Here is a 22,434-nt window from a genome sequence, read left to right as displayed (position 1 = left end):
GTATCGCCGATCGGCGGCGTACGATCGCTCGTCGGGGGCAGGAAGGCGGCGCTGTCGTTCCATGCCGGTCTCACCACCGAGCCTATTGTGGGGATGCTCCATATGTCGCGACGTCTGGTCAGCCTGACCCTCGACACGTTGGAAGACCTCCCGCGCCCGTGCCGACAATGCGTCTACTGGGAGCTCGATCCGGTCTCCGCGGACCGGGCCTGCGCCGCTGGCGATCCGGGCCTGGAGAAAGAGGCATGGGTCTCCCAGACGCTGCTGGAGTGGGGCTCCTGCGGCAAACTCGCGTACGTCGACGGCATGCCGGCCGGCTTCGTGATGTACGCCCCGCCCGCCTACGTGCCCCGGTCGATGGCGTTTCCGACCTCACCGGTCTCCGCGGACGCGGCATTGTTGATGACTGCCAACGTGGTCGCCGCGTTCTCCGGCGGCGGGTTGGGCCGGATGCTGGTCCAGGGTGTCGCCCGGGATCTGACCAAGCGTGGGATCAAGGCGATCGAGGCGTTCGGCGACGCCAAGTTCGGCGACACGGACGACCCCGCCGGCGGTTGCGTGGCCCCTGTCGACTTCTTCCTGTCCGTGGGCTTCAAGACCGTACGTCCGCATCCGCGCTTCCCTCGGTTGCGCCTTGAGCTGCGTACGGCGCTGAGCTGGAAGTCCGACGTCGAGTACGCGCTGGAGAAGCTGCTCGGGTCGATGAGCCCGGAAACCCTGCTCCGGCCGGTCCGTCCGGCTCCGGCCACCCGCTCGACCAACGGCTGACACCAGGCGGCGAATCAGTCGACCACAGTGCCTGCGGTCACCACGGCACGCAGTTCGCTGACGTCGAGCGATCCGGTCGGGACGTCCCGTTCGATCGGGTAGTACATCCGCTGCACCGCTGCCACTATCGCCTCCACCACCCGATCCCGGAACCGGGGGTCGACAAGGTGGGCGCGGTCCGTCGGCGAGGTGAGATAGCCGACCTCGACCCGGACGGCGGGCATCCGTGTCAGTCGCAGCAACTCCCACGTCTTGGCGTGGGTACGGCAGTCCCGCAACCCGGTGCGGGCGACGATCTCCCTCTGCACCAGCCCGGCCAGGCGTTCACCGGTCGCCGAGGTCACGCCGTTGTCGGTGCCGTAGTGGTAGGTCGCGACTCCCTCCGCATCCGGGTTGGCGTGGCCGTCCAGGTGCAGCGAGATGAACACGTCGGCGCCGAGCGAGTTGGCGAGCAGGGCCCGGTCGGCGTCCGGCAGGCAACTGTCGGGCGACGGGCCCCGAGTGAGCTGCACTCGCACCCCGGAGGCGGCGAGCCGTCCCTCCAGCCGGCTGGCCAGGTCGTGCACCAGGTCCGCCTCTGTCCAGCGCAGCGAGCCGTCGGGCACCACCATCCCGGGGTCGGTGCCGCCGTGCCCCGGGTCGATGACGACCGTCTTGCCGACCAACGCCGGCCCGGACTGCCGGATCGCGTCGGATTCGCGGAGCCACTGCGGGCGGCCACCGACCACCTTGCGGCCGATGCGGCGGAGCGCGTTCATGGTGTGTGGGCCGCAGGATCCGTCCGGGGTGAGCCCTACCTCACGCTGGAACTGGGCCACCGCCCGCGACGTCCGGACACCGTAGATCGCGTCCGCGCGGCCCACGTCGTACCCCATCTCCAGCAGCCGCTCCTGTAGCGACCGGACATCCTCGCCGGTGAGCGGCTCGGGGACCGCGTGGTAGAGGGTGCGGGCGCCGAGCCGCCAACGGGCGGCATCCAGGGCGCGCCAGGTTTCCGCGCCGACCCGGCCGTCCACACTGAGCCCGCGCGACTGCTGGAACGCGCGGACCGCCCGCTCGGTGTCGAGGTCGAACTCGTCGGTTTGCGGGCCGGCGGCGGCGAGCAGTTCGAGGCCGGTCAGGATGGTACGGATCTCCGTGACCGCGGGTCCCCGGTCACCGGGTCGGATCGGACGCACGCACGACCCCCTCTGCACGACGCTGGCTGGCCGGGCGGCCCAGGCTTGAGGTTATGCGTTCCGGGGCGGCGAGGTGGCTGGGGCCGAGAAATCCGTCGGCGGTACGGCCGGGAAGACACCGAACCCCGCACCCGGCGAGCGGGTGCGGGGTTCGGTTGATGTTTCTGCTGGTCAGAGGGCCGATTCGATGAGCCGGACCAGCTCGCCCTTCGGCTTGGCGCCGGCGATCGACTGCACCGGCTGGCCGTTCTTGAAGACGGTGAGCGTCGGCACCGACATCACCCGGTAGGCCCGAGCGGTCTCCGGGTTCTCGTCGATGTTGAGCTTGACGATGGTGACCTGGTCACCCATTTCCCGGGCGATCTCCTCCAGCAGCGGCGACACCTTGCGGCACGGCCCGCACCACTCCGCCCAGAAGTCCACCAGCACCGGCTTGTCGGCCTGCAGCACGTCAGCGACGAAGCTCTTGTCGGTGACGGCCTTGGTTGTTCCCACTATGCCCCTCCTCCGGGATGTGTTCCTTGTTTCAGCTGAGCGTCGCGATGAACCGCTCGGCGTCGAGCGCTGCGGCACAACCGGTGCCGGCCGCGGTGATCGCCTGACGGTAGGTGTGGTCGACCAGGTCACCGGCGGCGAAGACGCCGGGGATGTTGGTGCGGGTGCTGGGGGCCTGGACCTTGACGTAGCCCTCGTCGTCCATCTCGACCTGACCACGGAAGAGCTCGCTGCGGGGGTCGTGACCGATGGCGACGAAGACGCCGGTCACGTCCATCACCTTGGTGTCACCGGTGTGCACGTTGCGGACCCGTACGCCGGTGACCTTGCCGTCGTCGCCCAGGATCTCCTCGACGGCGCTGTTCCACTCGACCTTGATCTTCTCGTTGCTCAACGCCCGCTCAGCCATGATCTTGCTGGCCCGGAACGAGTCGCGGCGGTGGATGATGGTGACCGATTCGGCGAAGCGGGTGAGGAAGCTGGCCTCCTCCATCGCCGAGTCGCCGCCGCCGACGACCACGATGTGCTGATTGCGGAAGAAGAAGCCGTCGCAGGTGGCGCAGGAGGAGACGCCGTGGCCGAGGAACTCCTGCTCGCCGGGCACGCCCAGCGGACGCCAGGCCGAACCGGTGGAGAGAATGATCGATCGGGCCCGGTAGGCGGTCTCGCCGACCCAGACGGTGCTCACCGAGTCGGAGCCGGCGTCGCCGGTGTCCACCAGCTCCACCCGGGTCACGTCGTCGGTGAGGAATTCGGCGCCGAACCGCTCGGCCTGCTTACGCATGTTGTCCATCAGCTCGGGGCCGAGGATGCCGTCCGCGAAGCCGGGGAAGTTTTCCACCTCGGTCGTGGTCATCAGCGCGCCACCGGACTGCACGCCCTCAATGATCAGCGGCTTCAGGTTGGCACGTGCGGCGTAGACCGCCGCTGTGTAGCCGGCCGGCCCGGAGCCGATGATGATCAGGTTGCGGACCTCGTCCACTGCCGTCTCCCGAGTTGTGTGTGTTCGGCGTCGGCGTGAGCACCGATGCCGATCCGAGTCGCCGACGCCTGGGTGGAGCCGGCAGCTGACTTCCAGAACGTCATCGTACGAACCGGGGATTCCCTAGCCGGGCATCCGGTGGGTCAGGTCACGTGGAGGGGCATCGTGCCATTGACCGTGGATTCACCCTACCCGCGCCGAATACCGGCTGTCCGAGCCGGACCCGGGCACCCCGCACTCCGGGCCACTCACCCAGGCCCACCGGGCGCCGCTCGCGTCGGTGAAGTGGATGACCAACGCCTGATCGCCCTGGAACCGGGCGTAGTCGATCACCTCGACCACCAGTGGGGTCGATCCGTGCTCCGTCGCGACGCTGGCCAGACAGCTGGTCAGCGCGGCCTCGTCGGTCAGCCGGGCGAGCTGGTCCGAACCGTCGGGAGAGGGACGGCGCTCGTCCTCGGCATGCACCTCCGGCTGCTCACCCGGAGTGTTGTCGGTCGCCCGGGTGGCAGCCGATGTGCTTGGCGCGTCCGTGCCGTAGGCGTTGCCGAGGGTCTGCGGGCTGTAGTTCGTACCACTGCGCAGTGCCGGCCCGGTGGTGCGGGCCGTCCCGGCCCCCGCGACGCCCTCCGGCGCGCTGGCCGGCTGGTTCATGGCGTTGGTGCCACCGGAGTCGTCCGACGCCCGCATCGAGAGCTGGTTGAGGCCCAGCGCGACGGCGATGACGGCGATCGCGGCGGCGGCCACTGGTGCGCCACGACGGACCCAGCCGCGCTGGCGGCGGCCCGGACCGGTGGACGCCCTACGCCCCGACCCGCCGGGCGTGGGAACGGGAGGCCGGCGACCGGCCCCGCCCTGGGCCGGTACGACCAACGGCGTCGCCGCGTCGCCGTCGCGATCGACGCTGGGCGCGCCGGCGGGTGCCTCCTCGGTCGACGTGTCGGTCGTCGGCTCCGCGGAGGCCAACGCGGCCAGGAGGCGGTCGGTGATCGCCGACGGCATCTCCGGGGACGGCTCGGCCCAGCGGGTCAGACCCGTCCGGACTTCGGCCACGGCGGGGGCCAGCAGCGCGTACGCCTCGGCCCAGGACGGGTCCGCGGAGACCAGGTGGGCGACCTCGTCCTGCTGCGGGGTGCCCTCCAACGCCCCGCCGAGGTAGTCAGCGAGGAGGTCGATGTCGACCTCCCGGAACCCCTCGGTCGTCACGTGTCCTCCTGGTTGGCGTCCCGCCGGTATCGACCTGACCCCGATCCGACGCCCTCCACCGGGCCGGGGTTCCCCGGCGTGACGCCGGGCACGCCCGTGATCGGGGCGGTGGGGTCCGGTCGGGCCGAAGGCGTCGCGACGGCGGCGGGGCGGAGATGCCCGAGCAGCACGGCCAGCCGCGCCCGGCCCCGAGCACACCGGCTTTTCACAGTGCCCTCGGCGACACCGAGGATGCGGGCGACCTCGGCGACCGGATAGCCCTGTACGTCGACCAGCACCAGCGCCGCGCGTTGCTCAAAAGGCAGCGCGGCGAGCGCCTCGCGGACCACCAGCACTGTGTCGTGGTCTGTTGCCGGTGCCGCCGGCTCCAGCCCGCCGGTGCCGTCGTCGGCCCGGTTGCCGTCGGGTAGCGGCACTGTGGGGTGCGCCTGCCGGCGTCGGATCCGGTCCAGGCAGGCGTTTACCACGATCCGGTGCAGCCAGGTGGTGACGGCGGAGTCGCCACGGAAGCGGGCCGCCGCCCGATGCGCCGACAGCAGGGCGTCCTGGAGTGCGTCGGCTGCCTCCTCGCGGTCGCCGAGCGTCCGCAGGGCCACCGCCCACAACCGGTCCCGGTGCCTGTGGAACAGTTCGGTGAAGGCGTCCCGGTCCCCGGCGACGTGCGCGCGCAGCAGCTCCAGGTCCCTCGCGGCGGCGCGCTCGTCCATCACCGCGGCCAGTGCGTGCGATGCCCGGATCGTGGTGCCCGGCTCACGACCCCTGGACCGTAATCTCCTGCACCCCCAGCTTGAACCCACCCTCGGCCGGAGCCAGCTCGGTGATCCAGAACAGCAGGTACTGGTATTTCTGGTCGGCGTCGAAGCCGTTGAACGTCATGGTGGTGCCGTCGTGGTCCTCGAACGGCTGGCCGATGGCGGACTTGTAGCTCGCGACCAACTGCTTGTCACCGTTGGAGCTGGACGGCGGGTTGGTGGTGCCGGCGAGCAGTTGGGCGGACGCGTTGGTGGCCGACAGCACTGCCTGCACCGACTTGACTGTGTGCGGCTGGCCGAGGTCGATCCAGACGCCCATGCCCTTCTTCAGGTTGCCGAAGTTGGGCCGGTCCCGGTAGGTCTCGGTCTCCCAGCCCTTGTCCTCGTCACCGTCGATGACCTTCTCGGCGCCGTCGACCTCACTGCGGTCCTTGCTGTCCGGGTCGATGATCCGGACGCTCTTGACTGTCAGCTTGCGGGCCGTCGCGGCGGCCGGGGTGGCGTCGCCGGCCGGAGCACTGGAGGTCGGCGCGGCGACCGGGTTGGACTGCGGGTCCTCGTCGTCGCCACCCAAGGCGATGATCCCGATCAGCAGACCGACCAGGGCGACGGCCAGCAGACCAGCGATGCCTACGGCGACCTTGCGGCCCCCGGCCGCAGCCAGCGGTGACGGCTCTTCCCCGGTTTCCGCGGCGAACCGCAGCGGCCCGCTGTTGTCGAGGTAGTGCTCATCCTCGGCCGGCACGTCGAGTCGCGCCAACTCCGCGGCGAGCACGTCGGAGGACGGCGGCGCGATCTCGGCGTCGAGCAGGTCCATGGTCAGGTCGTCCAGGTACGCAGGAACGCCCGCCCGAACCTGGCGCGGTGCCGCGATGGCACCCCCGGCGTCCCGAACAGCGTCCGGGATGGCGGCGCGGCCGTGGCCGGCGGTGGCGCCGTGCAGTGGTGCCTCCGCGTGCGGCCAGGAGCCGGTCAGCGCAAAGTAGAGGACACCGCCGACCGCCCGGATGTCGTTCTCCTGGCTGTCGGCGCCGTCGGTGCGGGCGTCGGCCAGGACCACCCGGCCCTCATCACTGATCATGACGGTGCCGGGGTGGACGTTGCCGTGCACCATGCCGGTGGCGTGCACCGCGGCGAGCGCGCTCGCGACGGCGTTGCCGATCGCGGTGGCCCGAGCCGGGTCCAGGGGGCCGTCGGTCGCCAGGTCCCGCAGGGACTGCCCGTCGACCCACTCGCGCACCACGTACGCCCGGTCGGCCTCGTCGATCGCGTCGTAGACGCCGACCAGGTTGGGGTGGATGACCCGGCTGGCCGCGACGGCGGCCTGAAGCATCTCGGTGGCGGAGTCGCCACCCGGGTAACGCAGCACCACGGCAACGGGACGGCGCAGGATGACATCGACCCCGCGCCAAACCAGCCGACCCGCACTGTCGTTGTTGATGTGCTCAACCAGTTCGTACCGCTCGGCGAGGACTTCACCGGCCGTGGGAGCACCGAAGGTCATGACCGGAGGAGCGCTTTCGTCCGCCTCCTGACCCTCGCCGACCTGGGTCACCCGTCCTCCCTCGGTGATCGTGTCGATCGATGAACCCGAACTGCTGGGCATGTGGCTTCCCGCTCTGCCGTTGAAGGAACCGGCCGACCGGTGTCGACGCCCAGCGTCGGCCCCTGCCGTACCCGTCGAGAGCGACCTTACCCGGGTTGCCCGTCTCTCCGACATGTCATCTTCCCGCCGTACCTGGCGGGGTTTCCGGCAGTCGAAGAGCTCGTCCGGTTACGACCGTTGTCAGCCACGTTGCTGGCACATGTACTAGCTAATCTACGGCTTCACCGCAAGTGACCGACGCCGGGGCTGGGCTGGCGTGGCGCTCGCGCTGCCTCGTACGTTCCCACCGATCGGGTCGCCACCCTCAGCCGTACGGTTGGTTATCCACAGGCCGAAGCGGCGGTTGACCGGCGAATCGCGGAGTTATCCACAGGCGCATCCCCAGCCTGGTGATCCGTAGTCACATTCCGTATGAGTGCCAACTTGTTGTAATCGGATGCGGACTTTCAGCGACCGAGGCGGCGGCGAACCATCCCGACCACCTCGGTGATCTCACCGATCTTCAGCAGCATGGCCAGACCCAGATAGGTCCCGCCGATCACCACGCCGCCGATCACGAGCTGCACGACAGCCTGCATCCAACTTGGCCTGTCGCCGCCAGGCAGAAGGCTCACGACGAGAAGGCCGACCAGGGCGGCCCCCAACGCGGCGACCGCCACTCGGCCGAGCGTGCGCAGGATGGCGCCCATCCCGATCCGGCCTACGCGGGGCCGCAGCAGCCACGCGGAGGCGAAGGCGGCCGCCAGGTAGGACACCGCGTTGCCGATCATCATCCCGGCCGCGGCGAAGTGAGCGGCGAAGGCGACGTAGAGCACCACCTGCACGCCGATCCGCAGCGCGACCACCGGGATGTTGATCAGCGCCGGGGTGCGGGTGTCCGGCAGGGCGTAGAAGGCGAAGGTGAAGAGCTGACTGATTGCGAACGGCACCAGTGCCAGCGCCGCCAGGAGCAGCACCAGCGAGGTGTCCGCCGCGTTCTCGTCGGTGAACGCGCCGTAGCGGAACAGCGTCACGGCCAGCGGAGTCGCCAGTACCGCATAGCAGACCGCGATAGGGGCGAGCACCGCCGAGACGGTGCGCGTGCCTCGGGAGAGGTCGGCGGCGACATCGGAGTACCGGCCATCGGCGGCGGCCGCGCTCATCCGCGGCATGAGCGCCGTGATGATCGAAACGGCGATGATGCCGTGCGCCATCATCAGCAGCAGGAACACGTTGTTGTAGATCAGCGGACCGGCCGCGTTCTCCTTACCTGCCCGGTTCAGCAGGTTGAACAGCACGATCAGGCCGACCTGGCTCACTGCGACGTAACAGAACATCCAGCCGCCGAGACGCCCCAGCTCGCGCAGCCCGAGGGTGCGGAAGTCGAACCGGAACTTCCACCGGAAGCCGACCTTGCGCAGCGCCGGCAGCAGCCCGGCGGCCTGGATCGCGACGCCGACCAGGGTGCCGCCACCGATCAGCAGAATCCGGCCGGTGGTCATGTCCTCCGGCTTGACGATCTTCGCGCCGAAGATCGCGATGTACAGACCCGCGGTGGCGATCACCACGATGTTGTTCAGGATCGGCGCCCACATCGGCGCGGCGAAGTGCCCCCGGGTGTTGAGCACTGCGCTGATCAGCGCGCTGAGACCGGTGAAGAAGATCATCGGCAACATCAGGTACGACAGTGCCTTGACCAGGTCCCGGAAGTCGTCGCCCGTGTTGTCGCCGGCGTAGAGCTTGGTCAGCAGGCCGGCCGACAGCACGGCCAGCAGGGCTGCTCCCGCCAGGGTCAGCACCGCGAGGGTCAGCAGCCGCTGGGCGTACGCCTGTCCACCGTCGGTGTCGACCCTGCGCCGACGGACCAGCACCGGGATCAACACGCTGGTGAGGATGCCGCCGAGCAGGAACTCGTAGACCATGCCGGGCAGGATCTGCGCGGTGGTGTACGCGTCACCCACCAGCGCCCCGCCCAGCGCGGCGGTCAACGCCAACGTGCGCAGGAAGCCGGTGCCCCGGCTGACCAGGCTGCCGATCGCCATCACCGCACTGTTGGTCGCCGCGCTCGCCTCGCCGACCTGCTCCTGCGGCGGCGCTGTCGACTCCATGGCCGGCTGGTTCAGCGGCTCGGCGGAGATGAACGTGGCGCCGTCCCCGGGACGGGCACCGGGGCCGGGGCCGCCATCATTCGCGGCGTTGGCGCTGCGGTAGAGCCCGCCGCTCATCTCCAGCCTCCCAGGGGTACGTCGAGTCGGACACCGACCCGCACGCCACAGACCATAGTCAACCCCCACCCGTTACCCGCGCCCGGCGGATCGGATCACACCTGGGCCCGATAAGCTGGCGATCCCATGTCCGAAGCCTCCGCTCCTCACGCCGCCGACCGCCGCGAACTCACCGCCGCGCAGCGCAACGCCGTCGCCGAACTACTCCGGGTGTCCCCGGTCGCCGACGAGTTGGGCCGCCGCTTCGTCCGCGCCGGTCACGAGTTGCACCTGGTGGGCGGTTCGGTGCGGGATGCCCTGCTCGGACGACTCGGGGATGACCTCGACTTCTGCACCGACGCGCACCCCGACGAGACCCTGCGGATCATCAAGGGCTGGGCCGAGTCGATCTGGGAGACCGGTCGGGAGTTCGGCACCATCGGCGCTCAGCGCGACGGCCTCCGACTGGAGATCACCACCTTCCGCGCGGAGTCGTACGACCAGGTCAGTCGTAACCCGGTGGTGGTGTACGGCACCAGCCTCGACGAGGACCTGAAGCGGCGCGATTTCACGATCAACGCGATGGCGGTCGGCCTGCCGGACCACCGGTTCACCGACCCGCACGGTGGGCTGGCCGACCTCTCGGCCAAGGTGATCCGTACCCCGAGCACGCCTGGTGAGTCGTTCGGTGACGACCCGCTGCGGATGCTGCGGGCCGCCCGGTTCGCCGCCCAGCTGCGTTTCGCCGTCCACCCGGACGTGCACCTGGCGATGACCGAGATGGCCGCCGACCTGGACCGGATCACCGCCGAGCGGATCCGCGACGAGTTCACCAAGCTGCTCTGCGGCGCGGACCCGATCACCGGGTTGCGGCTGTTGGTCGACACCGGGCTGGCCGAGCGGTTCCTGCCGGAGCTGACCGGGCTGAAGCTGGAGATCGACGAGCACGCCCAGCACAAGGACGTCTACGAGCACACGTTGACCGTCGTCGAGAACGCGGTCTCCTACGAGGAGGACGGCTGCGACTTCATCCTGCGGATGGCCGCCCTCCTGCACGACGCGGGCAAGCCGGCGACGAAGGCGGTCGGGTCCGACGGCCGGGTCAGCTTCCACCACCACGAGGTGGTCGGCGCCCGGCTGACCAAGGCCCGGATGAAGGCGATGCGCTACCCCAAGGACGTGACCGCGCAGGTGACCGCGCTGGTCGCGCTGCACCTGCGCTTCTACGGGTACGGGCGGGGCGAGTGGACCGACTCGGCGGTGCGCCGCTACGTCGCCGACGCCGGTGATCTGCTGCCCCGTCTGCACAAGCTGACCCGCTCCGACTGTACGACCCGCAACCGGCGCAAGGCCGCCCAGCTCGCGGCCGACTACGACGCGCTGGAGGATCGGATCGCCCGGATCGAGGCGGAGGAAGACCTGGCGCGGGTTCGACCCGACCTGGACGGCAACGCGATCATGGAGCTGCTCGGCGTTCCGCCGGGGCCGGTGGTCGGGCGGGCCTGGAAGCACCTCAAGGAGCAACGCCTCGAGCACGGCCCGCTGGACCGCGACGCCGCCGAGGCGGAGCTGCTGCGCTGGGCCCGCGCCGAGGGCATCCTCGGCTGACGCGCTCAACCTCGATGCTGGTCCTGTAGCGCGATCTGCCGTGGGGTGGCGGGAGCCGTCACTTGCGGGACGTAACCGACGGCGATGAAGGACGATGCAGACCACAGCTGTCCGCTCGCCGACGAAACGCGAGCGGATCGACCGAATGGCTGAGGTGTAGCGCTTTCATCGTCGTCCATGATGTCTGGGCGTCCGTCGGCTACCGGTGCATCGACACCGCCGCCGACCCCACCGCCCGTCCGGCCCTCCGGATTGGACGGGCGACGACCAAACGGGGAGATCACCTAGTGAAACGCCGTGGCGTAATACGCCGCTCGGCGGTGGCGAGCCTTGCTCTCGCCTCCGCAACCATCATCGTCACCGCTGCGACCGGTGGGGCCGCCATGGCCGAACCGACCGCTCCGCTGGCGCCGAAGCCCGCGAGCAAGTTGACCGCTCCCAAGCAGGACGGCCGGTTGGCCAAGGCCAAGCCCGCCGAGGTCGTACCGGATCGCTACATCGTGGTCCTCAAGGACAAGAAGACCACCCCGGCCAAAATCAAGGCCGCCGCTTCGGCTCTGGCCAAGGAGAACGGCGGCAGCATCCGTCGGACGTACAGCAACGCCCTCAATGGCTACTCCGCCGCGATGACCGCGAAGCAGGCCGGCCGGCTGGCCGCCGACCCGGATGTCGCATCCGTCGAGCCGGTGATCCGCTTCCACAAGAGCGGAACGCAGAGCGCGCCCCCCTCCTGGGGCCTGGACCGGATCGATCAGGTTTCGCCCAAGCTGAATGGCAGCTACACCTACCCCAACACCGGTGCCGGGGTGAAGGCGTACATCGTGGACACCGGCATCGACATCAACCACAGCGACTTCGGTGGCCGTGCCTCGTACGGCTACGACGCGATCGACCAGGACAATGTGGCGCAGGACTGCGACGGTCACGGCACGCACGTGGCGGGCACCGTCGGCGGCACGAAGTACGGCGTGGCAAAGAACGTCGACCTGGTCGCCGTCCGGGTCCTCGACTGCCTGGGTGAAGGCACCACCGAGCAGGTCGTGGCCGGGATCGATTGGGTGACCGCCAACGCGCAGAAGCCTGCCGTGGTCAACATGAGCCTCGGCGCGCCGTACAACCCGAACTACCCGGCGCTCGCCAACGCGGTCAGCAACTCCATCGCCACCGGTCTCACCTACGCGGTGGCCGCCGGCAACGACGCGAACGATGCCTGCGTGTACAGCCCGGCCAGGGTGTCGGCGGCGATCACCGTCGGAGCGACCGACAGGTTCGATCGTCGGGTCGCGACCGAGAAGTGGGATTCGAACTACGGTCCGTGTGTCGACGTCTGGGCTCCGGGCGTGGACATCGTCTCGGCGGCAAGCGGGACCACCGACGGATCGGTGGCCTTCAGCGGGACCTCGATGGCGGCGCCGCACGTGGCTGGAGCCGCTGCGCTACTGCTTCAGTCGAACCCGGCGTGGTCCCCGTCGCAGGTGCGCAACACGATCGTGACCCGGGGGCTCGCTGGCGCGGTGCTGAACCCGCAGGGCGGGGTGGACCGGCTGCTCAACGTCGCGTCGGCCCTCTCTCCCGCGCGCACCTCGCACGGTCTGCTGGCGCGTTCCAACGGCTATTTCGTCTCGGCTGACGGTGCGGGCAGCAAGCCTCTGGCCGGCGTCGGCCCGGTGCTCGGTGGCTGGGAGAAGCTCGACATCGTCGACGCCGGCAACGGCTTGGTCGCACTGCGGGCGAACGTCAACGGTAAGTACGTCAGCGCCAACGGTGCCGGCAGCAAGCCACTGATCGCCGCTGCCGCGACGGTGAGCACCTGGGAGAGGTTCCAGCTGGTTCACCAGACCGACGGCACCGTGAGCCTGAGGGCCACTGTCAACAACAAGTACGTCAGTGCCCCCAGCAATGGTGGTCCGCTGATTGCCAGCGCGACGAACGCCAGCACCTGGGAGAAGTTCGACCTCGAGACGAACCTGATCGTCAGCTTCAAGTCGGCCGTCAGCGGCAAGTACGTCTCCGCTGACGGTGCCGGGAGCAAGCCGTTGATCCCGTTGGCCGCGTCGGTCAGCACCTGGGAGAAGTTCGAGCTGTTCGACCTGGACTACTACGGCTACTTCGGCATGCGTTCGTTGGCCAACGGCAAGTGGGTCTCGGCGACCGCTGCCGGATCGCAGCCGATCCTTGCCTCGGCCGCTGGAATCGATGCCTGGGAGGCTTTCAACTTCTGGCACCGGGGTTTCGGAGACACTGACGGGTCGGGTTTTCTCTTCGCGAACGTCGACCAGCAGGCGGTCAGTGCCGGTAGCGCCGGCACCAGCCAGCTGATCCCGAACAAGAACTTCAACTACGAGGCACCGGACTTGGGCCTCTCGGCGGGCGAGCGCTTCTTCATGAACCTCGCCTGAACCAGCCACGGAATTACCACCGGCGCCCGCCGGCACCCCTCCCTCGGGAGGCGGTGCCGGCGGGCGCCGGCCGTTTGTGGGTCATCCGGTGCCGGCCAGAGACCTGACGGTCGGCCGGTCCCGCGGGCTCAGCGCGAGACGGTGCTGCCGTCCACCGTGTCGACCCCGGTGGCCGGAGCGGTGGCGTCGGTCCGTCCGGCACCCAGCCGTGCCAGCAGGCCGGGCAGGTCGATCCCGGTGAGATCGCTGCCGAGCTGGAGGCCCTGGGCCACGTTGCCGGCCACCGACTTCGTGAGCGACGACGCGCCGTCGGTGGAGATGACTGTCATCTTGTCGATCGCTCCGATCGGCGCGCTGGCCGCCTCGACGACCTGCGGCAGCACCTTGACCAGCAGGTCCAGCACGGCCGCCTCTCCGTAGGCGGCGAACGCCTCGGCCTTGCGCGCCATCGCGTCGGCCTCGGCCTCACCCTTGGCGAGGATGGCCGCGGCCTCGGCCTGGCCTTCCCGCTCCACGGCCTCGGCGATGGCGGAGCGTCGCCGCTGCTCGGCCTCACCCTCCTTGGCACCCTCGATGGCGTTGGCCTCGGCGAGCGCGGCCCGTCGGGCCCGCTCACCCTCACCGGTGAGGCGGGCCTGCTCGGCGGAGGCCTGCGCGGCGGCGATGACGGACTGACGCTGCGCGTCGGCGTGCAGCACCGCCGCTGCTCGGGACGCCTCGGCCTCCTGCTCCACCTTGTACCGGGCCGCGTCGGCCGGCTTGCGAACCTCGGTGTCGAGTTGGCGCTGCTTGAGTTCGGCGTTGCGCTCGGCCACCTTCTGCTGTTCGGACAGGATCGCCTGGTCCCGCTCGGCCTGGGCGAGCGGTCCGGCCGCCGCGGACTTCGCCTTCGCCGCGTCGATCTCGGCCTGGATGCCGGCCTGCTTGAGGGCCAGGTTGCGGTTCGCCTCGGCGATTGCCTCCTCGGCGAGCAGCCGCTCCTGCTCGGCCTGCTGCCGGGCCCGGGCCTCGGCGATCGCCGCGTCCTTGAGCACCCGGGCGGCCTCGGGTCGGCCCAGGTCCTGAAGGTAGGAGCCTTCGGCGAGGATGTCCTGGAGTTGGAAGGTGTCCAACACCAGACCCTGGTTGGTCATCGAGTGCTCGGCCTCCTCGGCGACCGCGCTGGCGAACGCCGCCCGGTCCCGGATGACCTCCTCGACGGTGAGCCGGCCGACGATCGAGCGAAGCGCGCCGGCCAGCACCTCCCTGGTGAAGTTGTCGATCTCGTCCTGCTGGTGCAGGAACCGTTGTGCGGCTGCCCGGATCGCGTCCTCGGTGCCACCGACCTTGACGATCGCCACGCCGTGCAGGTCGGCGCGGATGCCCTGCTTGCTGACGGCGCCCCGGATGCCGACGTCGATCCGCCGGCTGGACAGGTCGAGCGACTGGAGCTTCTGCACCACAGGCAGCACGAAGACCGAGGCGCCCAGCACTACCTTCTGGCCGGAGTTGTCGGTGGACCGCCCGCCGTCGGCGGTCTGGGTGGTGCGGCCCTTGCGACCGGTGACGATGAACGCCTCGTTCGGGCCGGCCACCTTGATCCGGGAGAGCACGAAGAGCACCAGGATGAGCGCGAGGAGGACAGCGCCACCGATGGCGATGAGTAGGGCCATATAAAAAGTCCCGTCTATGAGGGGGAGATCAGTAGGTCTCTACGTGCACGCTGGTCTCGCTGAGCGCCTGCACGACGAAGACCTGGGCGCCGATCGGGATCGGCTGGTCCGCGCGGGCGCTGAGCTTGACTGGTTGGCCGGCGAGGCGAATGCGGACCTCGCCGTACCCGTTGGCCGGCACCGGGGTGACGACCAGGCCGAGCGCGCCGACCAGGTCGTCGCGGGTGGGGGTGGGGTCGGTGCGCATGTTCCGTGCCGCCCGACTCAGTCGGGACGCCAACCAGCCGGTGGGCACGGCTGCGAGCACGCCGCCGGCCACCGCCCCGACGACCATGCCGGGTGTACGAGCACCGAGCAGTTCGTTGACGATGGCCGCGCCGAACCCGAACGCCCCGGCGAAGCCGGCGACCGTTTCGATCGAGATCGGCCCGTCCACGTCGGCGTGCCCGAACTGGAACAGCTCGGTGCCGAGCAGGGCGAGCGCGAGCACACCGATGCCCGCCCCGCCGATGATCAGAAAGATGAGCGTTCCCGTTGCCACGACCTTGACGGTATCGACGCCGCGCAACGCCGAAGGCCCTGGCAGGGCGTGAAGATGATCTACCGATGCGGGTCGGAAGTGACGCTCGGTCCGAGGCTGGTGGCCGGGCCGGCGAGAGAGTCCGCGTGGGGGAGAATAGGTGGATGCGCTGGGCCGTGTTCGACTCACCGATCGGTGAGTTCTCCGTCGCCACCGACGGCACGAGCGTCCGCGGTGCCGCCTTCGGTCGGGTCGACGCAGCGGTCGACGAGCCCGGCGACGCGCTGTCCCGGCAGGCCGTCGACGAGCTGCGGGCGTACTTCGCCGGCGAGCTGACCGCGTTCACCGTCCCGGTTTCGGTGCCGCGCGGCTCCGACTTCGAGCGCGCTGTGTGGCGGGAGATGACGCGGATCCCGTACGGGGAGACGCTGACGTACGGCGAGGTGGCGCGCCTGGTCGGCGATCCCGGAGCGGCGCGGGCGGTGGGAGTGGCCTGCAACCGCAACCCGGTGCCGGTGATCGTGCCCTGTCACCGGATCGTCGGCGCGGGCGGCAAGCTGGTCGGCTTCGGCGGGGGCCTGCCCCGCAAGGTCAAGCTGCTGGAGTTGGAGGCCGGGGTCGCCCTGCGACACGCCTGGTCCTGACCCCGTCGGATGCTTCGCGGTGGATGGACATGTGATCGCTGTTAAACATTTCGATACCCCGTCCTCCGTGTCTGACTTTCACGTTCTGCCGTTGATCGGTGCGCGGCTTGCCAGCGGCAACCGAGATCAACGAATGAGGAGGTAGAGGCAGTGCCAAGCGCGGTTGACGTGCCACCGGAGGGGCTATACAAAAGTGGTATGGCCTTTACCCTGACGCTCAAGCCTGAAGTCGAACAGCGCCTCAAGGAGCTTGCCGAGGCCGAGCAGCGGTCCATGCACAAGACCGTCGAGGTGGCGATCCAGGCATATCTGGACCGCCGCGAGCGCGACGAGTGGACCCGTGGGGCGGTCAAGCGGGTGGAGGAGCGCAACGCGGAGTTCTACGAAATGCTCGGCGACCGGTGAGGCACCGCTGGCCGGACGCGGAGGATCTACTGCTCCTGATGGCACAAAGCACCGGCCCACACACGGTCGTGCGCGACGGTGGCATCCTTTTCGCGGCTGCCGCCCGGCCACACGCCCATCTACTCAATGGTCCCGTCTATCCGACAACCCTGGATCAGGCTGCCGCGTTGCTCCACGGGATCATGCTCTGGCGTCCGCTTGACTTGTGGAACGCAGGGCTCGCCTGGAGGGCTGCGGACGTCCGTTTCGAACAGGCTGGGCTGATCCTCAACATGCCTGCGAAGGAGCGGATGGCAGTGACCGACGCGCTGGTCAGTGGCGAGGTCGACTCGATTGACGAGCTGGCGCTGCGGCTGTCGCCGTACCTGGAGATGTCGAGCTGAACGCGGCGAAGGGCCGGGTCCGCACGGACCCGGCCCTTCCACGTGCGTGATGATTCAGCGCGTCAGCGCGTGACCTCACCGGCGATGAACTCCTCGACGGCCTGGTGGGCGTCGTGGTCGGCGTACTGCACCGGCGGGGACTTCATGAAGTACGACGAGGCCGACAGGATCGGGCCGCCGATCTTCCGGTCCAGGGCGATCTTCGCGGCCCGGACCGCGTCGATGATGACGCCGGCCGAGTTCGGCGAGTCCCACACCTCGAGCTTGAGCTCGGCGTTGAGGGGGGTGTCACCGAACGAGCGGCCCTCCAAGCGGATGTACGCCCACTTGCGGTCGTCCAGCCACGGCACGTGGTCCGACGGGCCGATGTGCACGTCGCTCTTGCTCATCTCGTGCGGGATCTGCGAGGTGACCGACTGGGTCTTCGAGATCTTCTTCGAGACCAGCCGCTTACGCTCCAGCATGTTCATGAAGTCCATGTTGCCGCCGAAGTTGAGCTGGTACGTGCGCAGCAGCTCGACGCCGCGGTCCTCGAAGAGCTTCGCGAGGGCGCGGTGCACGATGGTGGCACCGACCTGGCTCTTGATGTCGTCACCGACGATCGGCAGGCCCGCGTCCTCGAACTTCTTGGCCCACTCGGGGTCGGAGGCGATGAAGACCGGCAGGGCGTTGACGAACGCGCAGCCGGCGTCGATCGCGGCCTGGGCGTAGAACTTGGCGGCCTGCTCGGAGCCGACCGGGAGGTAGCAGACGACGACGTCGACCCGCGCGTCGCGCAGCGCCTGCGTCACGTCGACCGGGGTGGCGTCGGACTCCTCGACGATCTCGCGGTAGTACTGGCCCAGACCGTCGAAGGTCGGACCGCGCTGCACGCTGACGCCGGTCGGCGGCACGTCGCAGAGCTTGATGGTGTTGTTCTCGCTGGCGACGATCGCCTCCGCGAGGTCCATGCCCACCTTCTTGGCGTCCACGTCGAATGCCGCGACGAACTCCACGGCGTTGACGTGGTAGTCGCCGAAGGCGACGTGCATGAGACCCGGGACGCGGTCGTTCGGGTTGGCGTTCCGGTAGTACTCGACGCCCTGAACCAGGGACGAGGCGCAGTTACCCACACCGACGATGGCGACGCGGACGGAGCCCATAGCGTCTGCCTCCTTCTTTTCTGTCACGGCCGCTCATTCCTGGTCTCTCCAGGCGGAGGCGGGCTGTTGTCTTCTCGTCGGCCGCCGGCTGTCCCGATGTTCGGGACCGTCGGGGCTCGGCCGGAGCGCTCGTTGGCGATGAGCTCCTCCAGCCAGCGGACCTCGCGCTCACAGGCATCAAGGCCGTGGCGCTGCAGTTCCAGCGTGTAAGCGTCGAGGCGCTCGGCCGCCCGGCCCAGCACGTCGCGAAGCCCTTCGCGACGCTCCTCGATCTTGCGGCGGCGACCCTCCAGAATGCGCAGTCGGGTCGCCTGGTCGGTTCGGGCGAAGAACGCGAAGTGCACCCCGAAGCCCGTGTCGTCGTACGTCTCGGGTCCGGCTTGTGCGATCAGCTGGGCGAAGCGTTCCTTGCCTTCCGCGGTGATTTTGTAGACCACCCGACCTCGTCGGCTGGTCAGCGCGGGAACCTCCTCGGCAGTGGCGGGTGTCTCAGCAGCTTCGGTGATCCACCCCGCCGCCTGCAGCCTGCGTAGCGTGGGATAGAGCGAGCCGTAGCTGATCGCCGCCCGGATCGCGCCGAGTTTGGCGGTCAGCTCCTTGCGCAGCTCATAGCCGTGCATCGGAGACTCCTGCAGGAGGCCGAGGATGGCGAACTCGAGCACTGGCCACCCTCTCTTTACCCTCCGGCGTGGAGCGGTAACCGCCGCGATGTATCGGACCGATACATCGCACGTTAGCGGTTCGCGTGGGCCAGGGCAAACCCCCGCACCGAGATGCTGTCGTCACGGATTGTGAGCGTGGTCGCCTGCTCCGGTCGGACCGCGTACCCTTCTCCGCATGCGTACGCAGCGCCAGGTCGTCGACTACTCGCTTCAGAAGCGAGCAGTGCTGCGTGAGCTCCTGGCCGGCCGGGTCGGCACGTACGACGTCTGCGACGCGTCGCCGTACCTGAAGAACGCCGCTCGGTTCCACGGAGAGCCGACGGACCGGCGCTGCCCGATCTGCCGCAGCGAAAACCTGACCCTGGTCCACTACATTTACGGTGACGAACTCAAGCAGTCCGCCGGCCAGGCTCGGACACTGACCGAGTTGCCAGTGCTGGCGATGACGCTGCGTGAGTTTCAGGTCTTCGTGGTGGAGGTGTGCCTCGGTTGTGACTGGAACCATCTCGTCGAGCAGTACCTGCTCGGCCGGGACGGCCTCACCGGCGACAGCGACGGCACGAGCGAGCAGGACGCGGCGGGCGCCGAAGGCGCCGGTCGGCGGAGGCGAGAGGCGCAACGGTGATCTCAGCTGGTTGGACCGGCCCCGGGGCCGTAGACGAAACCCGGGACGGTCAACCGCTTGTTGGCCCGATTGGCCCGATTGATACGACAATGACCCCGCTCGCTCGGCGCCCCCGTGCCGGCAGCCGGGGTGAAGCAACTCACGGCAACCCGGTGGCGGCGCAGTCGCGCCCCACCGCGACCGGCAGGGTGTGAGGAATGAACTCGTACGGTGATCCCAGTTCTGCGCGCGGGCGGGCCCAGTACTCGGGTCCGGACGGTGACCCCGGACCGGGCGCGGACGACGCGTACCGCCGGCCCGGCGGTGACTCCGGCGGGAGCGGCTGGTCAGCCTCGGAGGGCGGCGCGGCAACCCCGGGCCGTGCCTCGGTGACGCCCCGGGCGACCGGCGGTCGCGCCACGGTCGGCGGTTCGGCCTCGGTGCCGCCGCGTGGCAGCGCGGCGGCCGGGTCCGCCTCGGTGGGTTCGGCAGCCAACGGCAGGGCCGGTCGGGCCTCGGTGCCGGTGTCGCCGGCACCGGGTGTGGCCGCTGGCCGTGCTGGCGCCGGTCGGGCCTCCGTGCCCGTCTCTCCCGCGCCGGGTGCGCCAGCAGGTCGGGCCTCGGTCGGTGCCGCCGCCGTCGGTGCGGCCTCGGTCGGCAGCGCCTCAGCAGGCCGGGCCAGCGTCGGCTCCGCGTCGGTCGGTGGTCGTGCGGCGGTCGCCCGAGCGAGCGTCTCACCGGTCTCCGGTGGACCGGGCGGCCCTGGGGGACCCGGTGGTCCGGGTGGTCCCGGTCGGGGCGGCCGTGGTCCGGGTGACTCGGGCGCGGCGCGGGCGAAGAAGCGCAAGCGAATGAACCTGCTGATCGCCGGGTTCGCCGTCTTCATCATGCTCGCCGGAATCGGCGTGGTCGGGTTCACCTACTACTCGACGAGCGTCGTGCTCCCGGACGAGATCACTCCGCCGCAGGCGACCACCCTGTACGCCTTCGACAACAAGACGATCATCGCCAAGGTGGGCGATCAGAACCGAACCCTGGTCACCATCGACCAGATTCCGGAGTACGTGCAGAACGCGGTTGCCGCAGCCGAGGACCGGAACTTCTACCGCCACTCCGGTGTGGACTACAAGGGCATTGCCCGCGCCGGCTGGAACAACCTCTCCGGCGGCGACAAGCAGGGCGCCTCCACCATCACCCAGCAGTACGCGCGCAACGCCTACGACAACCTGAAGGACGACACGTACGCCCGGAAGGTGAAGGAGGCGATCTTCGCCTCCAAGCTCAACGACGAGTACACGAAGCCGCAGATCATGCAGCACTACCTCAACGTGATCTACTTCGGCCGGGGTGCCTACGGCATCGAGGCCGCGGCGCAGACCTACTTCGGCAAGTCGGTGGGCAAGCTCAATCCGGCCGAGGGTGCCGTCCTCGCCGCTCTGATCAAGCAGCCAGAACCCAGCTCCACCCACCAGGGGTACGACCCGGCGATCAACCCGACCGCGGCCCAGGATCGCTGGACCTACGTGATCGATGGCATGGTCAAGGAGGGCTGGCTCGGTGTGCCCGGCAAGCAGCCGCGTCCTGCTGAGTACCCGATGAAGGCCATCAAGGCCCCGAAGAAGGGCGGCATCGGCGTCGACTTCGGCGTCGACACCCCGTACGGCAACGTCATCAACTACGTCCGGCAGGAAATGCGGGACAGGGGCATCTGTGTCGAGAAGGACACGGAGGTGACAGATACCAAGCCGCTGTGTTCCCAGGCGCTGATGGCCGGCGGTTATCGAATCCGGACCACTGTGGACACCAAGATGCAGGCGGCGGCGGTCGAGACGGCCCAACGCAAGTCCAAGGGCTCCGAGTTGGCTGATCAGCCGTCCAACCTCATGGCCGCGGTGGTGGCAATCGACCCCACAAACGGTCGGGTCGTCGCGTACTACGGCGGTGACAACGGCACCGGCACCGACTACGCCGGTAAGAACACCGACTCCAGTGGGACGATCAGCGGCGGTCACTCGCCAGGTTCAAGCTTCAAGATCTACACCCTGGCGGCGGCGCTCAAGGAGAAGAAGGCGCTCGAGTCCCGGTGGAAGGGCAAGGCCTTCAAGCCGGAAGGCACCGAGTTCAAGGTCAGCAACGCGGGCGACGACAACCCCGACTGCGGTAACTCCTGCACGCTCAAGGTGTCCACCCTCAAGTCCCTGAACGTGCCGTTCTACTACGTCACCGAGGAGATCGGCGCGGACAAGGTCGTCGACATGGCCAAGCAGGCCGGCGTCACCACCATGTGGCGCACGGACACCAACCCGGCCAAGGCCTACGACCTGACCAAGACCGACCCGAAGGACATCACGCCGGAGCCGTTCTTCAACGTCGTCGGTTACGGCCAGTACCCGATCACGGTGCTGGACCACGCCAACGGCGTCGCCACCTTCGCCAACGGGGGCGTCTACAACAAGGCGCACTTCCTCTACTCGGTGGAGAAGCAGAACCCGAACACCGGTAAGTGGGACAAGATCTACAGCGAGAAGCTCGACTCGAAGCGGCGAATCGACAAGGGCGTCGTGGACGACGTGACGTCGGTGCTGAAGGACTACCCGGCCGCTGTCAACCACCGGCTCGACGACGGTCGCAAGGCGGCCTCCAAGACCGGTACCTGGGAGCTCAAGGGCGACAGCAGGGACAACGGCGACGCCTGGATGGTCGGTTACACGCCGCAGTTGGCCACCGCTGTGTGGGTGGGCAACGTGCGAGACCGGAAGCCGCTCATCCTCAAGGACAAGCGGAAGGTCAGCGGTGGAAACCTCCCGGGCGACATCTGGGAGCGGTTCATGGACGAGGCGCTGAAGGGCAAGCCCAAGGTCGACTTCCCGCCGGCCCAGAACATCGGCGATCCGGATTCCGGAAACGGTGAAGCCCCGCCGCCCCCGCCGCCGCCACCCAACCCGGGGGGTCAGCCCGGCCAGGGCACCCCCTGTAACCCGCTGATCGACATCCTCTGCAATCCCGGGGGCAACAACCCTGGTGGTGGTAACCCTGGCGGTAACCCCGGGGGCAATCCCGGCGGTAACCCGGGAGGTAACCCAGGAGGCAATCCCGGCGGTGGCGGCACCGGTGGTGGCGGTGGAGGGCTGTTGCCCGGCCTGCCACCCAACCGGGACTGACAGGCACCAGCACACGACGCCGCCGCCGGCCGGACGACCTGTCCCGGCCGGCGGCGGCGTTTTCGTACCCGGAACTCGGCGCCG

The 22,434-nt window shown here is 69.2% G+C and carries 20 protein-coding genes; 8 read left to right on the top strand and 12 right to left on the bottom strand.

Annotation, left to right across the window (positions count from 1 at the left end):
• Positions 1-102: 102 nt before the first annotated feature.
• Entirely contained in the window at positions 103-768 is a 666-nt protein-coding gene (locus tag AB0C19_RS03335) for a GNAT family N-acetyltransferase (protein WP_357178691.1), read from the top strand.
• Positions 769-782: 14 nt separating this feature from the next.
• Here the strand turns inward: AB0C19_RS03335 and AB0C19_RS03330 are convergent, their stop codons facing one another.
• The 7 genes from AB0C19_RS03330 to murJ form a co-directional block, all read right to left on the bottom strand.
• Positions 783-1,946 carry an N-acetylmuramoyl-L-alanine amidase gene (locus AB0C19_RS03330; protein WP_238681543.1) on the bottom strand — a complete coding sequence of 388 codons (1,164 nt, stop codon included), beginning with the start codon at positions 1,944-1,946 and terminating at the stop codon, positions 783-785.
• A gap of 171 nt (positions 1,947-2,117) precedes the next feature.
• Positions 2,118-2,441: a thioredoxin gene (gene trxA / locus AB0C19_RS03325; RefSeq protein ID WP_030331849.1), complete on the bottom strand. Its 324-nt coding sequence runs from the start codon at positions 2,439-2,441 to the stop codon at positions 2,118-2,120.
• 31 nt (positions 2,442-2,472) lie between these two features.
• Positions 2,473-3,423 carry a thioredoxin-disulfide reductase gene (gene trxB, locus AB0C19_RS03320; protein WP_330439380.1) on the bottom strand — a complete coding sequence of 317 codons (951 nt, stop codon included), beginning with the start codon at positions 3,421-3,423 and terminating at the stop codon, positions 2,473-2,475.
• A 183-nt stretch (positions 3,424-3,606) separates the two neighbouring features.
• Positions 3,607-4,629 (bottom strand): hypothetical protein, encoded by a 1,023-nt coding sequence (locus AB0C19_RS03315; RefSeq protein ID WP_357178686.1) that lies wholly within the window; start codon positions 4,627-4,629, stop codon positions 3,607-3,609.
• Positions 4,626-5,336, bottom strand: a complete 711-nt coding sequence (gene sigM, locus AB0C19_RS03310) for an RNA polymerase sigma factor SigM (protein ID WP_357179479.1) — start codon at positions 5,334-5,336, stop codon at positions 4,626-4,628. The genes AB0C19_RS03315 and sigM overlap by 4 nt, the downstream gene beginning before the upstream one ends.
• 43 nt (positions 5,337-5,379) lie before the next feature.
• Positions 5,380-6,987, bottom strand: coding sequence for a protein kinase family protein (locus AB0C19_RS03305; RefSeq protein ID WP_357178681.1), 1,608 nt, complete (start codon positions 6,985-6,987; stop codon positions 5,380-5,382).
• A gap of 446 nt (positions 6,988-7,433) precedes the next feature.
• Entirely contained in the window at positions 7,434-9,191 is a 1,758-nt protein-coding gene (gene murJ, locus AB0C19_RS03300; RefSeq protein ID WP_357178677.1) for a murein biosynthesis integral membrane protein MurJ, read from the bottom strand.
• A gap of 126 nt (positions 9,192-9,317) precedes the next feature.
• Here murJ and AB0C19_RS03295 point away from each other — a divergent pair, with 126 nt between their 5' ends.
• Both AB0C19_RS03295 and AB0C19_RS03290 read left to right on the top strand, forming a co-directional pair.
• Positions 9,318-10,778 (top strand): CCA tRNA nucleotidyltransferase, encoded by a 1,461-nt coding sequence (locus AB0C19_RS03295; RefSeq protein ID WP_357178674.1) that lies wholly within the window; start codon positions 9,318-9,320, stop codon positions 10,776-10,778.
• 287 nt (positions 10,779-11,065) lie between these two features.
• Positions 11,066-13,177, top strand: coding sequence for a S8 family serine peptidase (locus AB0C19_RS03290; protein ID WP_357178671.1), 2,112 nt, complete (start codon positions 11,066-11,068; stop codon positions 13,175-13,177).
• Between the two features lie 128 nt (positions 13,178-13,305).
• Here the strand turns inward: AB0C19_RS03290 and AB0C19_RS03285 are convergent, their stop codons facing one another.
• Both AB0C19_RS03285 and AB0C19_RS03280 read right to left on the bottom strand, forming a co-directional pair.
• A complete protein-coding gene (locus AB0C19_RS03285) occupies positions 13,306-14,829 on the bottom strand; it encodes an SPFH domain-containing protein (protein ID WP_357178668.1) in 1,524 nt (507 codons plus the stop codon).
• Positions 14,830-14,857: 28 nt separating this feature from the next.
• The gene (locus tag AB0C19_RS03280; protein WP_357178665.1) at positions 14,858-15,397 is read right to left on the bottom strand and encodes a hypothetical protein; all 540 of its coding nucleotides are present in this window, start codon (positions 15,395-15,397) and stop codon (positions 14,858-14,860) included.
• Between the two features lie 116 nt (positions 15,398-15,513).
• On the opposite strand from AB0C19_RS03280, the gene AB0C19_RS03275 reads away from it, so the two are divergent.
• From AB0C19_RS03275 to AB0C19_RS03265, 3 genes are all read left to right on the top strand, one after another.
• On the top strand, positions 15,514-15,993 hold the full coding sequence (locus AB0C19_RS03275) for a methylated-DNA--[protein]-cysteine S-methyltransferase (protein ID WP_357178662.1): 480 nt from the start codon (positions 15,514-15,516) through the stop codon (positions 15,991-15,993).
• A 198-nt stretch (positions 15,994-16,191) separates the two neighbouring features.
• Positions 16,192-16,398: a ribbon-helix-helix protein, CopG family gene (locus AB0C19_RS03270; RefSeq protein WP_238687619.1), complete on the top strand. Its 207-nt coding sequence runs from the start codon at positions 16,192-16,194 to the stop codon at positions 16,396-16,398.
• Between the two features lie 38 nt (positions 16,399-16,436).
• Positions 16,437-16,781: a hypothetical protein gene (locus AB0C19_RS03265; RefSeq protein WP_238687618.1), complete on the top strand. Its 345-nt coding sequence runs from the start codon at positions 16,437-16,439 to the stop codon at positions 16,779-16,781.
• A gap of 62 nt (positions 16,782-16,843) precedes the next feature.
• Here the strand turns inward: AB0C19_RS03265 and AB0C19_RS03260 are convergent, their stop codons facing one another.
• Together AB0C19_RS03260 and AB0C19_RS03255 are read right to left on the bottom strand one after the other, a co-directional pair.
• Complete coding sequence (locus tag AB0C19_RS03260) at positions 16,844-17,923, bottom strand: inositol-3-phosphate synthase (RefSeq protein ID WP_238687617.1); 1,080 nt, start codon at positions 17,921-17,923, stop codon at positions 16,844-16,846.
• Between the two features lie 23 nt (positions 17,924-17,946).
• Entirely contained in the window at positions 17,947-18,585 is a 639-nt protein-coding gene (locus AB0C19_RS03255; protein WP_030331823.1) for a PadR family transcriptional regulator, read from the bottom strand.
• Positions 18,586-18,760: 175 nt separating this feature from the next.
• Between AB0C19_RS03255 and AB0C19_RS03250 the strand changes: the two genes are divergently transcribed.
• Positions 18,761-19,210 carry a DUF5318 domain-containing protein gene (locus AB0C19_RS03250; RefSeq protein WP_030487681.1) on the top strand — a complete coding sequence of 150 codons (450 nt, stop codon included), beginning with the start codon at positions 18,761-18,763 and terminating at the stop codon, positions 19,208-19,210.
• A gap of 139 nt (positions 19,211-19,349) precedes the next feature.
• On the opposite strand, the gene AB0C19_RS03245 is transcribed toward AB0C19_RS03250, so the two are convergent.
• A complete protein-coding gene (locus tag AB0C19_RS03245) occupies positions 19,350-20,036 on the bottom strand; it encodes a hypothetical protein (protein WP_238687616.1) in 687 nt (228 codons plus the stop codon).
• A gap of 4 nt (positions 20,037-20,040) precedes the next feature.
• On the opposite strand from AB0C19_RS03245, the gene AB0C19_RS03240 reads away from it, so the two are divergent.
• Complete coding sequence (locus AB0C19_RS03240; RefSeq protein WP_357178654.1) at positions 20,041-22,350, top strand: transglycosylase domain-containing protein; 2,310 nt, start codon at positions 20,041-20,043, stop codon at positions 22,348-22,350.
• Positions 22,351-22,434 lie beyond the last annotated feature (84 nt).

Origin of the sequence: Micromonospora sp. NPDC048842 (assembly GCF_040649935.1) — a bacterium.
GTDB classification, from domain to species: Bacteria; Actinomycetota; Actinomycetes; order Mycobacteriales; family Micromonosporaceae; genus Micromonospora; species Micromonospora hortensis.
This window is presented reverse-complemented; position numbering and strand designations above follow the sequence as displayed.

Bases quoted from the DNA above. Each gene is read 5' to 3' on its own strand.
- AB0C19_RS03335 (WP_357178691.1), top strand. From the start codon at position 103: ATGTCGCGACGTCTGGTCAGCCTGACCCTCGACACGTTGGAAGACCTC.
- sigM (WP_357179479.1), bottom strand. From the start codon at position 5,336: ATGGACGAGCGCGCCGCCGCGAGGGACCTGGAGCTGCTGCGCGCGCAC.
- AB0C19_RS03305 (WP_357178681.1), bottom strand. From the start codon at position 6,987: ATGCCCAGCAGTTCGGGTTCATCGATCGACACGATCACCGAGGGAGGA.
- murJ (WP_357178677.1), bottom strand. From the start codon at position 9,191: ATGAGCGGCGGGCTCTACCGCAGCGCCAACGCCGCGAATGATGGCGGC.
- AB0C19_RS03295 (WP_357178674.1), top strand. From the start codon at position 9,318: ATGTCCGAAGCCTCCGCTCCTCACGCCGCCGACCGCCGCGAACTCACC.
- AB0C19_RS03285 (WP_357178668.1), bottom strand. From the start codon at position 14,829: ATGGCCCTACTCATCGCCATCGGTGGCGCTGTCCTCCTCGCGCTCATC.
- AB0C19_RS03275 (WP_357178662.1), top strand. From the start codon at position 15,514: ATGCGCTGGGCCGTGTTCGACTCACCGATCGGTGAGTTCTCCGTCGCC.
- AB0C19_RS03270 (WP_238687619.1), top strand. From the start codon at position 16,192: ATGGCCTTTACCCTGACGCTCAAGCCTGAAGTCGAACAGCGCCTCAAG.
- AB0C19_RS03265 (WP_238687618.1), top strand. From the start codon at position 16,437: ATGGCACAAAGCACCGGCCCACACACGGTCGTGCGCGACGGTGGCATC.
- AB0C19_RS03260 (WP_238687617.1), bottom strand. From the start codon at position 17,923: ATGGGCTCCGTCCGCGTCGCCATCGTCGGTGTGGGTAACTGCGCCTCG.
- AB0C19_RS03250 (WP_030487681.1), top strand. From the start codon at position 18,761: ATGCGTACGCAGCGCCAGGTCGTCGACTACTCGCTTCAGAAGCGAGCA.
- AB0C19_RS03240 (WP_357178654.1), top strand. From the start codon at position 20,041: ATGAACCTGCTGATCGCCGGGTTCGCCGTCTTCATCATGCTCGCCGGA.